The following is a 12,688-nucleotide window of genomic DNA, read 5'->3' on the forward strand; positions in this document are numbered from 1 at the left end:
AGGGGGGAGCTTTTTGCTTACTTTTTGGCGGCCCAAAAAGTGAGTCGGCCGCCGGGACGAAATCCCGGCATGGGCCTGGCCACAAAGCCACACCCTCACAAGCGGAGCGTCTGACCCATGCAAGTCAACCAAGACGCCAAACCCTACGACAGCATCAACGTCACGCCGATGCTCGACCTCGCCTACGTGCTGCTGGTCGTCTTCATCCTGATGACGACCGCCTCCGTGCAGGGCATGCACATCACCATGCCCAAGCCGAGCAACAAGCCCAGCACCGAGAAGCACGACTTGAAGATCGTGCAGGTCATGCCCGATGGCGGCGTGCTGCTGAACGGCGTGGGCGTGAGCTTGGCCGAGCTGGAAGCTCAGCTCACGGCCGCCAAGCAGCGCGACGCGCAGATGTCCGTCGCCATCAAGGGCGACGCGCGCACGCAGTACGCCAGCGTCATCGCCGTCATTGACCTGTGCAACAAGCTGCAGGTCAACATGGGGCTCGTGACGAGCCGGATCGGCACGTGATGAAGGCGAGCCACATCAAGGGCCTCGTCGCGGCTGCCTGCCTACTGCTGGGCCTGGCCGTCTGGTGGGCCGTCAAGGGCATCAAGACCGAATCACCCAAGCGGCAGGTCTCCAAGATCTCCATCCTGCCCGACACGCCGCCGCCGCCTCCTCCGCCGCCCAAGGAGGAGAAGAAGGAGCCGCCCAAGGAAGAGCCCAAGCAGGTTATGCGCGAGGAGCAGATCAAGCAGTCCGAGGCGCCCAAGCCGGCGGAGTCCATCAAGATGGAAGGCGCGGCGGGCGACGGGCCCAGCGCCTTCGCGGCCGGCAGCGTGGCCAAGGACTACGCCGGCGGCACGCCGACAACCGGCCCTGGTGGCCCGGCGGGTACAGCCTCCGACCGCGCGCAGGAACGCTTCTACGCCAACACCGCACGCCAGTTGCTGCAGGGTGAGATCGAACGGCATCTGAAGGCTGATGCCGAGCAGCTGACCGCGACGTTCTCCATCTGGCTGGACCGCGAAGGCGGGATCCAGCGCTTCGAGTTGGCCCCCAGTGGCAACGACAACAACGACGGCGCCCTGCGCGCCGCTCTCGACGAAACACGACGCCAGTTCAAGCTGCCGCCGCCCCCGGCGCTGGCACTGTCACAGCCCATGCGCTTTCGCCTGAGCGTGCGGCCGCAAGCCTAAGCCCCCAAACGATCATGAAACCCATCCTCACGCTGCTGACGGCCGCCCTTCTCGCGACTGCCCTGCCTGCCAGCGCGCAAACGTCCGACAAGGAAGAACTTGCCCGCCTGCGCGCGACAACGCAGGCCCTCATCGACGCCCTGGTCGCCCAGGGCCTGCTAACGCGCGACAAGGCAGAGGCCATCTTGAAGCAGGCACAGGGAGCGGCCGCGGCGCCCGCACCCCAACTGCAGGCCGACGCCTCCAAGCCCAACGTACTGCGCATCCCTTACGTGCCCGAGACCGTGCGCCAGCAGATGCGAGAGGAGATCAAGACCGAGGTCCTCGCACAGGCCAGGGGTGAGCGCTGGGGCCAGCCGGATGCGTTGCCGGAATGGATCGGCCGCATCAAGGTCAGCGGCGACCTGCGAGTGCGCGGGCAGGCCGAGTTCTTCGACAAGGACGCCAACGTGCCCGCCGAGGTCTACCGTGCTCAGACAGCCTCGCCGGCGTGGTCGCCCGACCTGACCAACACCACCACCGACCGCCAACGCCTGACGCTGCGCGGCCGCCTCGAAGTGGACGCCCGGCTCAGTGACCAGGTGCTGGCCAGCGTGCGCATCGCCACCGGCAGCACGGGCAACAGCGCCACTTCCACGTCGCAGACGCTCGGCAACGACTTCAATCGCTACACGCTGGGGCTGGACCGCGCCTACATCCGCTGGCAACCGCCGTTGTTCAGCAACGGCCTTTCGGCGGATTTCGGCCGCATGCCCAACCCGTTCTTCAGCACAGACCTCGCCTGGCCCGACGACCTCGCCTTCGACGGCGTGGCTGCCAAGCTCAACCATGCGTTCACGCCGCAGCGCGGGCTGTTCGCCACCGCGGGCGTGTTTCCGCTGGAAGAGCTGAACCTGTCCACCAAGGACAAATGGCTGGTAGGCGCGCAGGTGGGCGGCGAGATGGACCTGGCGCGTGGCGTGCAGTTCAAGCTGGGCGTGGCGGCTTACGACTTCCGCCACATGCAGGGCCAGCGCGAAAGCAACCCGCCGCCCAGCGGCCCGCGCAATGGCGCGACCGACTACTTCGCGTCGCAGTACCTGGCCAGCCTGCGCCTGAAGGGCAACACGCTGATCAACCTGAACGACCCGACCAGCACCGCCGCGCCGACCTGGGGCCTGGCTTCCAAGTTCCGCCCCATCAACCTCACGGCCAGCCTGCAGCTGGACGGCGTGCTGCCGTTGCCCGTTGGCCTGACGCTGGACTGGATCAAGAACACCGGCTTCGACCTGAAGGACATCGAGGCCCGCGCAGGCGTGCCGCTGGCCGACCTGAAGGAGAAGACGACGGCGGTGCAGGGGCGCCTTCAGGTCGGCGTGCCGAGACTCTCGCGACGCGGCGACTGGCAGGCCTTTGCCGCCTACCGGCTGGTGCAGCGTGACGCGTGGATCGATGGCTTCACCGACACGACCTGGCACCTGGGCGGCACCAACTACAAGGGCTGGAGCCTGGGCGGCAACGTCGGCCTGGACAAAAACTTCTGGCTGAGCGCGCGCTGGACGAGCACGCGTAACCTCGACGACGGCGTGCGCTTCCTGGCGGTGCCGGGTGACGCCTCGTCGCTCAGCGGCAACCTCAGCAGCGCGCCACTGAGGATCGAGGTCTTCCAGATCGACCTGAACGCGAGGTTCTGATGATGAAGCGCTTCGCCATCGCCCTGCTCGCCATCGCCAGCCTGGCCGCCCAGGCGCAGGATGCCAAGCCCTCCAAGGAACGCGAGGCCCTTCGCCGCGCCCAGGCCGCGCTGCGCACCTCGCAAGAGCAACAGAGCTCGCTGCAGGCCGACAAGGCCAAGGCAGAGGCCGACGCGGCTGTGGCGCAGAAGGCGGCCACCGCCGCACGCGCGCTGACTGGCAGCACTGCCGCCAGGCTCAAGACGCGCGACGCCGAGCTGCAGGCCCTTCAAGTTCAGCTGCAAGCTGCCCGTGACGCGCAGACCCGCTTCGAGGCCGAGTCCGTCAAGCGCGAGCAGGCGCTGCAGCAGCAGGTGCTGGCCGCCCGCCAGGAAGGCGCAGACCGGCAGCAGGCCAACCAGGCCCTGACCCAGCTGCTGGAGCGCAGCACCGTGGCGCTGGCCGACGCCGAGGCCAAGAACCGCAAGCTTCATGCGATCGGTCAGGAATTGGTGCAGCTCTATACCGGCGGCTCGCCACTGGAGAAGGCGCTGCAGCACGACCCACTCCTCGGTCTCACGGCCGTGCGCCATGAGGATCTCGCCGAGAAGCATCGCGCCGCGCTTGATGCGAATCGGGTTCGCTGAGGAGACCGAAAGTTCGACATGTAGTCCGAACGGCCTACGGCATACCGGTTGCCGGCGTGGACGGCACCACTGAAAGGTCCGCCATGAAGCCACCCGTCGTCCATCAGCCCGTCCAACCACCGAACCCCACGGACACCGATGCCGCTGCCGCGGCAGATGCAGAGCGGCAGCCCCGTGCCACGAGGACTTCAGGCTTGGTCGGCAGCTTTGGCCCCCTGGTCGGCGGCCCGACGGCCGAGGACGCTGAGGGCGCTGGGGCCGACGAGCGCAAGGCGCCATAAGCAGCTCAGTCAGCTTGCGGTCTCGGCTCATGCCCGGCTCGTCAGCGCCGTGCGAGGATCGTTTGCGCCGCCTCATCGGTCGCACGGCCAAAGAAGGTTCACGCATGCCAGAGATCGAGCTGAAGTTTTGTATTCCCACGGCCAACCGCAGCAGCGTGGCCGCCGCTGTGCGCGCCGGGGGCCGCAGCGAAACCATTCAGATGCGAGCGGCGTACTTCGACACGCCCGACGGGCGCCTCGCCAAATCGCGCGTCTCCTTGCGCCTGCGGCGAGAGGGCGATGAATGGGTGCAGACGACGAAAGCGCCGGGCGGTGACAAGGCCAGCAGGTTGGAGCACAACGTTGTGCTGCAGGCAGCAGGCCTGAAGCCTGACGTTGCTTTGCGCGATGACACCGCAGCTGGCGACGCACTGCGCAAGGCGCTCGGCGCAAAGGACGCAGTGGCCGAGCTTGCGCCGGTCTTCCAGACGAATGTCGAACGCCGCCGGCGGGTGGTTCGCACTGCCGGCGCCCGCATCGAGATTGCGCTGGACGCAGGCGAAATCACGGCCGGTGAACGCCGCCAGGAGATCAGTGAGATTGAGTTCGAGCTCAAGTCCGGATCGCCCACCGCGCTGTTCGCGCAGGCGAGGCAGTGGGTCAAGAAGCATGGCCTGTGGATCGAAGGCCGCTCGAAGGCTGAGCGGGGCCACTGGCTTGCGCTCGGCGAAGAAGGCGCGCCCCCACACAAGGCCGGGTCGGATGACCTGAGCGATGTCAAAGAGGCCCAGCGCGAAGTGGATCTCCTGCGTGTACTGGTGCGTGCCGCGCTGGAGCAAGTCATCGCCAACGCCAGCGAGATCGCTGCAGGCCGCGAAACGCCTCGACATGTCCATCAGTTGCGCGTGGGGCTGCGTCGCCTCCGGACCTCGCTGCGCGCCTTCGGGCAGAGCGCACCAGGGCTGTCGGGTCACGAACCTCAGCTCGCCAGTGTTTTCAGGGCCCTTGGCGCTTGGCGAGATCCGGCTGTGACCCGCGAATCCATCGGCTCGCGCCTGCGCGATGCCGGCGCGCCCCACGTGGAACTTCCGCGAACCCGCGACGAAGACCTGTCGCCGACGAGTCTGGTGCGAGGCACTGACTTTCAACTGTCGTTGCTGTCACTTCTGCAGTTCTGCATGGAGGAAGAGCCGCCAGCCGACACCGACTACGATGCCCACGCAGGAGAACAGGGACTCGACGCGGCCATTGCCTCGCGGCTGTCGAAACTCCACAAGCAGATCAGGCGTGACGGCAAGGTTTTCCACAAGCTGCCCGAGGACGACCAGCATCGCGTGCGCAAGCGATTGAAGCGCCTGCGATATCTCGCTGAATTCGTCGCGCCCCGCTACAAGCGTCGCGCTGTCAAGCGCTACCTCTCTGCGCTCGAACCGGCACAAAACGCGCTCGGCGCCCACAACGACGAAGTCGTGGCCATCGCGCGCTACCGCGAACTCACCGCCTCCGATCCGAAGGCGTGGTTTGCGGTGGGCTGGCTGACAGCGCGCATGGACGAATCAGCCGACGAGAGCCGTATTGCGCTGAAGGCCGTCGAGGGCAGCAAGAAGTTCTGGTGATGCTGCCGACCAGCCTCCCCGCAGGTGAGTCGGGCCAGGCTCGCCAGCCAGCGCGAGGGTCGCTGCCGATCGGACACCGGCGTATTCATTTCGGCGGCAAAGCCCGCTCGATGTCGAGAACGGCCTCATTCAGTGCCTTCATCGACCACATGCCGCCGACATCGCCTTCAGTGTTGGTGAAGCCGAAACTCGCGCTGCGCCCTTGCAGGTCGATGACGACCAGGCTGGTGAAGCCACGCCACTCGCCGTCATGGACCAGCACGGCGCGGCCGTCCAGCTCGCTGGCAATCCAACCGAGTGCGTAGTCGCCGGTCTTCAGTGACTTGATGCGCTGAAGGTATCCGCCAGGCAGCGGTGTGGCGTCACCGCGCAGCGCGCGCATATGCCATTGCACCCAGGTGCCGAAGCTGTCGGGCGTCGTCGTCGTGCCGACGCCGCCAGCGCGCAACACCTCCAGCCAGCGTGCCTCATCGCCATCCGCCCTTGCCACGGCGGTGAGTTTTCCTTTCACGCCGCCGTGGCCGGCCGGCCGGCCGGCGGGGTTCGCATCGCTTGTGGTCCAGGTGACCGTCAGGCCAAGCGGTTTGGCCAGTTCCTGTTCGAAAAGGTCGGCAAAGGCGAGGCCCGCACGCGACTGCAGCATCTGCGCGGCGAGCGCATAGCCAGCATTGGAATAGTGGAAATCCTGGCCAGGCGTCACGGGTGGCTGTTGCCCCAGCAGCCAGGCTGCGAAGAAGCGCTCGCGGCCGGCCAGCGTGGTCGGCAGGTCGCCTTCGTACGTCTGAAGGAAGGACGAAAAACGATCAGTGTCTTCGCCGCTGTTAAAGCCTGGCAGGCCACCGCGATGGGCAAGCAGTTGCTCCAGCGTGACCGCTCGATACGCCGGATGCATGCCGGCAGCAAGGTCAGGCAGGGCTTCGGCCAGCGTTGTCGTCCAGGCAATGGTGCCGCGCTCGATGAGGCGGCCGGCCAGTGCTGCGGTCATGGCTTTGGCGGTGGAGCCGATCATGAAAGGATCACCGGGCTGGATGACGGCAGCAGCGCCGATCTGGCGAACCCCGGCCCGGGCCTGCGTGGCATCAGCGCCGTTCAAGTGCCCGAGGGCAACACCGGCCAAACCTTGCAAGACGGCGTCGTCTGCCGCCTTCTGGATAGTGACTGCGGGGCTCGGAGAGGAATTCCCGCCACCGCAAGCCGCGAGCGTGGCAACCAGGGCGATCAGGGTGATGAAGAAGGAACGAGCGATCATGGGATGCGTTGAAGTGGGGACGCAGCCCATTCTTCGCAACGCACCTCAAGCGCGACTAAAGATGCGGCAGTTCCAACACGAAAGCCACGCCTCGATCATTCAGGCCGTCAGTGATGTGTACGCGTCCGCCCAGCCTCTTCGCGGCTTGACGGACGATGGCGAGCCCGAGGCCCGTGCCGGCGACCTGGGTGCCGTTCGCGCCGCGCCAGAAGCGCTCGAAGGCAGTCTCGCGCTGCTCGTATGCGATTCCCGGCCCGTCGTCCGCGACGCGGAGCTCGACATTGCCCGGGTTCACCTGCAACGTCACTTGGACTCGTCCACCTCGAGGTACGTAGCGCAGCGCGTTCTCGACAAGGTTGTGAAGCACCGACTCGAAAGCGGCCCTGTCTACCCGTGCAGGCAACGTCGCGGGGGCGTCCAACGACAGCTCAAGCCCTTGATCGAGCGCATGCGACGCCAGCTGCGCAAGTGAATGCTGCACGACCGCAGTCAAGTCCAGGGTCTCGTGGGTCGCCAAGCGGCTCTCATCCAGCGCCGCTAGCGTCAACAACTGGCGGCTGAGGTGGGCGCTGCGTCTTACTGCCGAGTCCAGCGCGTCTGCGGCTTCGCGTCGCCCAGCGCCATCGACGGCGCGAGTCAGCAGGTGCGCCTGGGCAGCGACGACCGCCATGGGCGTGCGCAGCTCGTGAGCGGCGTCCTGCACGAAGGCTCGCTCACGCTGCAACTGGGCACGCAGTTGGGCGAGCAGGCCGTCGAACGCGGCCACCAAGGGTTTGAGCTCTTCATGGCGCGGGGTGAAGCCGAGCGGCGACATGTCTTGCGCATCGCGTTTCGCCACATGCTCGGCCAGCCGGTTCAGCGGCTGCATGCCACTGCGCACCGCAATCCACAAAGGCAGCAGCACGAGTGGGAAAGTCAACGCCAGTGACACAAGCAACTCACCGCCAAGCCAGCCGAGCACGGTGACGTCGCCAATGCGTGGCTCAGCCAGCGTCAGCCGCCAGGCACCGGCCCGCGCCTGGGCCAGCCAGTGGGTGCTGGCGTTGGCGCTCCGGGCGCCCGGCGTTGCGAACAGGGTATGGCCGGCAGCGTCGTAGAGCCCGAACTCCACGTCGCCTGGCAGCTGGCCGCCCTCTTGGCGCAACCGGCTGACCTCGCGGGCGCGGCTTTGCACGATGAGGCCTGCATCGCGAGCGTCGGGCACGTCCGCCAGCGACGCGGCGATGCCGTCCGCCAGTGCCTGGACGCCCGGGCGCGTGGCCATGTCATGCTTGAACTCGACGAAATTCAGCGTGAGCAGCGCCAGGCCGGCGAGCGCAAAGGCAAGCAGCAGCGCGGCCAGTACGCGGCGCAGCAGCGTCCGCCGCACGAGCGCTTCCCGTAGCGCCTTCACGACACGAGCTGGTAGCCGATACCCCGCACGGTGCGGATGCGTTCAGGGCCGATCTTCTTGCGCAGGTTGCTGATGTGCATCTCCAGCGTGGCCACGTCGACGGGTTCGTCCAGCGGCGCCAGGCGCTGCGCGATGCGGCCCTTGGCGATGACCGCTCCCGGCTCGCGTGCGAGTTCGACAAGCAGCTGGAACTCGCGCGCCGTCAACGTCAAGCGTTGACCGGCCAGCCGGGCGACGTGGCCGCGCGGTTCAATGACGAGCTCCCCAAGCGTCCACGCCTCGTGCGCCTGGCGAGCACTGCGGCGCACGACGGCGTGGATGCGAGACATCAGTTCGGACACCGCGAAGGGCTTGAGCACGACGTCGTCCGCGCCGCCATCAAGGCCGGCCAGGCGATCATCAAGCGCGGTGCGTGCCGTGATGACGATGACCGGCGTGGTCGCATCGTCGCGGCGCCACCGGGCCAGCAACTCAAAGCCGCAACCGTCGGGCAGGCTGAGGTCAAGCAGCACGCAGTCAGCGGCAACGTCAGCAAGTTGCACCGGCGCGTCCAGAGCGCGGCGCACCCACTCGCAACTACAACCTTCCTGACGAAAAGCGGCCGCGAGGCTGCGGCCGAGGTCCAGGTCGTCTTCGATGAGGAGCAGATGCATCGCCGGGTGATTGTCACCAGCCAAGCTCAATGCCAGCTCAAGGGGGCCGGCGCGTTTGCGTCGACCCCGGTTGCTGCGTCCGGCTAGGCAGCCCGGCGGCGGCCCGCCGCGAACCCCAGTGCGGCCACACCCAGCAGCCACAGCGCCGTCGTCGCAGGTTCCGGCACCGCGGAGATCGTCACGCGGTAGGCGAGGAACATGGTGTCCAGGTTCTTGCCGTCGTTGTAGGCTGACCCGACCTGGAATCCATCGGTGGTGGAGAAGTCGTTGTCGTTCGCGACGAACAGAAAGTAGTCGTTCGGGCGCGTGGGGTCCAGTGCCGACACCAGTGCCAGTCCTTCCCATTTTTCAGAGAGGTTGTCGAACCCCGGCGCGACGCCGTTGGTCAGGCCGAAGCGGTTCAGCTGCGCCTTGTCATTGATGTCCAGCCAAGCTTTGTACAGCGCCGGCGTGATCAACGGGTTCAACACGCCGCCGGGCGCCACCAGGGCTTCGCCTGCCTGGCCGAGGATGTTGGTCGCACCGCTGATGTCGATGACATCGACGTGCCGCAGCAGCGACTGCTGCGTGCCGACGCTTTGGCCATTGCTATCGCGCGGGAGGATCAGCAACTGTGTGTCCGACAGCGCCAGGACCTCGCTCTGCGCCGCGACCAGGTTGCTGGTGCCTTGCTGGAACTTCGGCAGTTGAACGACGTACTCGCCCTTGAGCGCGATCTCATTGAGGTTGCTGACGTCGTAAGTGAAGAGCCTCGTCGTGTCACGCGTGGCCGGGCTGGTACCGCCGTCCTGCCGGGTGGCGCTCTGCAGGCCGACGAACAGCGTGCGTCCGTCCGGCGACAGCGACAGGCCCTCGAAGCCCTGGTTGTTCTGGCGCCCAGCCGTCGGGTTGGCAGGGCTCGGCACCGGTTGGCCGACGGTCGGGTTGTTGGAGCTGTAATCGTTGACGCCGTTGCGCACCGGACGGACCGACGCCGCCACGGGCAGGGCGCCGAGGAACTGGCCATTGGCCGCGAAGCGATAGATGGACGGCCCGTACTCGTCGCTGATCAAGCGCGATCCATCCGGCAGGATCACGATGCCTTCAGAGTCCAGCGCGAGCTTGCCGTTGTAGGCCTGCGGCAGTTGCGGCAGCGAGCCGATGGCTGGGCGTGCACCGCCGGTGGCGAGGCCGCCCGGAACGGGATCCAGCCCGCTGAACGGCCGCGTGCCCCCGCCCTGCAGCGTCTCGTACAGAAGCGTTGACTTGGTCAGGTTGAGACCGATCTGGTTCTGCGCCAGCCCAGTGCTGCCCGCCACGGCCGGCGTGAAGCTCAGTGAAATCTGGTTGATTCGCGCCGCGTAGTCGATCGTGCCCGCCACGTTGTAGCCGCGATCCGGGGCGGCATAGAACGTGCCACTGTACGTGTCGCCGGCTTTGGCCCACGTCGACTTGTCTGCCACCAGGCCCGAGATCGAACCGAAGGTCTCACCATGCTCATCGCGCAGGTTGGCGGCCAACCGGCCGACACCCGCCAGCTCCTGAACGATCAGCGTGGTGCCGTTCAGCGTGATGGTTTGCGCCTGCGTCGAGCCGGCGACGGCGGCGCAGATCGACGCGATGAGAGCAATCTTGATTCGCATGGGTTCTCCTCCAGCAGCAAACGGCGGATCGTGCGCAGCAGACGTGACGGCCGCGTGACTCCGTCTTGATTGATGACGACCTTGGGCCGGGATTCGCCTTTGCACCACACCTCACGTGAGCGGCACGGGTTCGTCGCCGCCGTAGTTCATCTGTCACGTTGCGCGCGGAGACTAGTCAGGCTGTTTCGGAGGCATCATGCAAATCCAGCTCGACAACTTTCCTCAAGCTCTGGCTCCGGGCCGTGGCGTCAACGCAAGTGTTTCGCCTTGGCTGCGTGAGGCGATGCAGCGCTTGGCCGGCAGCGTCTCCAGAGAGCGCGTCATCGTCGAAGCCATGCCCGACATCGCGGCCTGGGAAGACACTGAGATCGACGTTCGTCGCTTGGTCCTGTAAGGCCCACCACAGCCGCGGCGCCAGCGCTCAACGACTTCTCACCTCTCTTCCGATCGTCGCAGCGGTGCGCGACGACTCTGCCCTTTTCCACCCTGAGATTGGCATCGCCGGTGACGTGAACGAGCGCGGCGCTTGCTCGGCGGGCATCGGAAAGGCACCAGCAACGGCCGGCGTCCAGCGCCCGTCGACTGATGCCATGCGGGGCCGATTTGCTGTCGTGCCCTCCGGCATGGTCCGGCTCATGGACTCGCTGTCTTACCTGCGTCAAACAGCATCTCGATAGTCGCGCCCAAACCACTGAGGTCAAAACACCATGGGTCGTCCCGACAAAGTCCATCCCGTTCGCTCCGGCAGCAGCCGCCGCGAATTCTTCAAGCGCTCCAGCGCCGGCACCGCCGTACTGCTGGCCGCACCCGCGCTGCTGCCGATGGGCGCGCAGGCCGCCGCCAGCACCGTCTTTCAGCACGGCGTGGCCAGCGGCGACCCGCTGAGTGACCGCGTCATCCTGTGGACGCGGGTGACGCCGGCCACCGCCAAGCCTGCCGTCACGGTGAGCTATGTCATCGCCACCGACCCGGGCCTGACCCAGGTGGTGCTTCGCGGCAGCGCCAAGACCAACCCGGCCCGCGACTACACCGTCAAGGTCGACCCCGCAGGCCTGCTGCCCGCGACGACCTACTACTACCAGTTCAGCGCCGAGGGCGCCGTCAGCCCCGTCGGCCGCACGAAGACGCTGCCCACTACGGGCGTGAGCAGCCTGCGCATGGCCGTGGTGAGCTGCTCCAACCACGCCTACGGCTACTTCAATGCCTATGGCCGCATCGCCGCGCGCGCCGACCTCGACCTGGTTTTGCACCTCGGCGACTACCTCTACGAATACGGCGCCGGCCAGTACGGCAATGTGCGCACGCCCGAGCCGGCGCACGAGATGGTCACGCTGGCCGACTACCGCCTGCGCCATGCCCAGTACAAGCGCGACGCCGACTCGCAGGCCATGCACCGCCAGCACCCGCTGATTGCTATCTGGGATGACCACGAGATCAGCAACGACTCCTGGAACGGCGGCGCCCAGAACCACCAGCCGGGCACCGAGGGCGACTGGAACGCCCGCGTCGCCGCCGGCATGCAGGCCTACTACGAATGGATGCCGGTGCGCCCAGCCGACGTGAACAAGCTGCGCGACAACCACCGTGGCTTTGCCTACGGCGACCTGGCCGACCTGCTGATGCTGGAGGAGCGCCTCAGCGCCCGCTCCAAGCAGCTGACCACGGCCACCCACGCCACCGCCTTCGGCGCCGGCTTTGCCACCACCGACCCCGGCTACGGCGACGCCAGCCGCACGCTGCTCGGCGAAGCACAGGAGACCTGGCTCGTCGACCGTCTGCGCACCACGCCCGCCCGTTGGAAGCTGCTGGGCCAGGGCGTGATGTTTGCGCAGCTCAAGGCCCCCGGCACCAACCAAGCCACCGACCCAGGCCTGTACTTCATCAATGGCGACCAGTGGGACGGCTATGAGCCGGCGCGCAACCGCCTGTACGCAGCCATCAAGGGCGACGCGGCCCACCCGCAGGTCAACAACCTCGTCGTGCTGACCGGCGACATCCACAGCAGCTGGGCGGCCGACCTCAACCCCAACCCGTACAACCCGGTCGTGGTCAACGGCGGCTATGACAAGGCGACCGGCGCCGGCTCGCTGGCCGTGGAATTCGTCGGCACCTCTGTCTCGTCGCCTGGCATCGACACCGACACGACGGGCGCGGTAGCCGGTGCCATCCGCTTCTATAACCCGCACTTCAAGTATGTGCAGCTCACGCGCCGCGGCTACATGCTGGTCGACGTGAACCGCGACCGCGTCGTCGGCGAGTGGTGGTACGTGGACACGGTGGCCAGCCCGAGCAACGTCGAGACTTTCGCGACCGCCTTCGAAGTGCGGCATGGCGAGAACCACCTGCAGGCCTCCGCCCAGACGCCGTCGCGCGCCAACCCGCCGCTGCTGGCCCCTTAACTTCGAT

At 67.0% G+C, this 12,688-nt stretch carries 11 protein-coding genes; 7 read left to right on the forward strand and 4 right to left on the reverse strand.

Annotated features, from left to right (window positions below; all coding sequences use genetic code 11):
• Positions 1–117: 117 nt before the first annotated feature.
• From AC0IZJ_RS27075 to AC0IZJ_RS27095, 5 genes are all read left to right on the forward strand, one after another.
• On the forward strand, positions 118–519 hold the full coding sequence (locus tag AC0IZJ_RS27075) for an ExbD/TolR family protein (protein WP_471855148.1): 402 nt from the start codon (positions 118–120) through the stop codon (positions 517–519).
• Positions 519–1,190, forward strand: coding sequence for a TonB C-terminal domain-containing protein (locus tag AC0IZJ_RS27080; RefSeq protein ID WP_471855151.1), 672 nt, complete (start codon positions 519–521; stop codon positions 1,188–1,190). The genes AC0IZJ_RS27075 and AC0IZJ_RS27080 overlap by 1 nt, the downstream gene beginning before the upstream one ends.
• A 14-nt stretch (positions 1,191–1,204) precedes the next feature.
• Positions 1,205–2,863: a putative porin gene (locus AC0IZJ_RS27085; RefSeq protein ID WP_471855154.1), complete on the forward strand. Its 1,659-nt coding sequence runs from the start codon at positions 1,205–1,207 to the stop codon at positions 2,861–2,863.
• Positions 2,864–2,865: 2 nt separating this feature from the next.
• Entirely contained in the window at positions 2,866–3,489 is a 624-nt protein-coding gene (locus tag AC0IZJ_RS27090) for a hypothetical protein (protein WP_471855156.1), read from the forward strand.
• Between the two features lie 385 nt (positions 3,490–3,874).
• Positions 3,875–5,365 (forward strand): CYTH and CHAD domain-containing protein, encoded by a 1,491-nt coding sequence (locus AC0IZJ_RS27095; protein ID WP_471855158.1) that lies wholly within the window; start codon positions 3,875–3,877, stop codon positions 5,363–5,365.
• A gap of 85 nt (positions 5,366–5,450) precedes the next feature.
• On the opposite strand, the gene AC0IZJ_RS27100 is transcribed toward AC0IZJ_RS27095, so the two are convergent.
• The 4 genes from AC0IZJ_RS27100 to AC0IZJ_RS27115 form a co-directional block, all read right to left on the reverse strand.
• Positions 5,451–6,614 carry a serine hydrolase domain-containing protein gene (locus AC0IZJ_RS27100; protein ID WP_471855160.1) on the reverse strand — a complete coding sequence of 388 codons (1,164 nt, stop codon included), beginning with the start codon at positions 6,612–6,614 and terminating at the stop codon, positions 5,451–5,453.
• Between the two features lie 55 nt (positions 6,615–6,669).
• The gene (locus AC0IZJ_RS27105; protein ID WP_471855162.1) at positions 6,670–8,007 is read right to left on the reverse strand and encodes a sensor histidine kinase; all 1,338 of its coding nucleotides are present in this window, start codon (positions 8,005–8,007) and stop codon (positions 6,670–6,672) included.
• On the reverse strand, positions 8,004–8,660 hold the full coding sequence (locus AC0IZJ_RS27110) for a response regulator (protein ID WP_471855164.1): 657 nt from the start codon (positions 8,658–8,660) through the stop codon (positions 8,004–8,006). The genes AC0IZJ_RS27105 and AC0IZJ_RS27110 overlap by 4 nt, the downstream gene beginning before the upstream one ends.
• A gap of 83 nt (positions 8,661–8,743) precedes the next feature.
• On the reverse strand, positions 8,744–10,387 hold the full coding sequence (locus tag AC0IZJ_RS27115) for an esterase-like activity of phytase family protein (RefSeq protein ID WP_471855166.1): 1,644 nt from the start codon (positions 10,385–10,387) through the stop codon (positions 8,744–8,746).
• Between the two features lie 91 nt (positions 10,388–10,478).
• On the opposite strand from AC0IZJ_RS27115, the gene AC0IZJ_RS27120 reads away from it, so the two are divergent.
• Positions 10,479–10,676, forward strand: a complete 198-nt coding sequence (locus tag AC0IZJ_RS27120; protein ID WP_471855168.1) for a hypothetical protein — start codon at positions 10,479–10,481, stop codon at positions 10,674–10,676.
• A gap of 313 nt (positions 10,677–10,989) precedes the next feature.
• Entirely contained in the window at positions 10,990–12,681 is a 1,692-nt protein-coding gene (locus AC0IZJ_RS27125) for an alkaline phosphatase D family protein (RefSeq protein WP_471855171.1), read from the forward strand.
• Positions 12,682–12,688 lie beyond the last annotated feature (7 nt).

The sequence above is a fragment of the Roseateles sp. AC306 genome, from assembly GCF_979253795.1.

What these genes read in the sequence shown, in the direction of transcription:
- AC0IZJ_RS27090 (WP_471855156.1), top strand. Translation starts at nt 2,866, where the DNA reads ATGAAGCGCTTCGCCATCGCCCTGCTCGCCATCGCCAGCCTGGCCGCC.
- AC0IZJ_RS27110 (WP_471855164.1), bottom strand. Translation starts at nt 8,660, where the DNA reads ATGCATCTGCTCCTCATCGAAGACGACCTGGACCTCGGCCGCAGCCTC.
- AC0IZJ_RS27095 (WP_471855158.1), top strand. Translation starts at nt 3,875, where the DNA reads ATGCCAGAGATCGAGCTGAAGTTTTGTATTCCCACGGCCAACCGCAGC.
- AC0IZJ_RS27100 (WP_471855160.1), bottom strand. Translation starts at nt 6,614, where the DNA reads ATGATCGCTCGTTCCTTCTTCATCACCCTGATCGCCCTGGTTGCCACG.
- AC0IZJ_RS27080 (WP_471855151.1), top strand. Translation starts at nt 519, where the DNA reads ATGAAGGCGAGCCACATCAAGGGCCTCGTCGCGGCTGCCTGCCTACTG.
- AC0IZJ_RS27085 (WP_471855154.1), top strand. Translation starts at nt 1,205, where the DNA reads ATGAAACCCATCCTCACGCTGCTGACGGCCGCCCTTCTCGCGACTGCC.
- AC0IZJ_RS27120 (WP_471855168.1), top strand. Translation starts at nt 10,479, where the DNA reads ATGCAAATCCAGCTCGACAACTTTCCTCAAGCTCTGGCTCCGGGCCGT.
- AC0IZJ_RS27125 (WP_471855171.1), top strand. Translation starts at nt 10,990, where the DNA reads ATGGGTCGTCCCGACAAAGTCCATCCCGTTCGCTCCGGCAGCAGCCGC.
- AC0IZJ_RS27075 (WP_471855148.1), top strand. Translation starts at nt 118, where the DNA reads ATGCAAGTCAACCAAGACGCCAAACCCTACGACAGCATCAACGTCACG.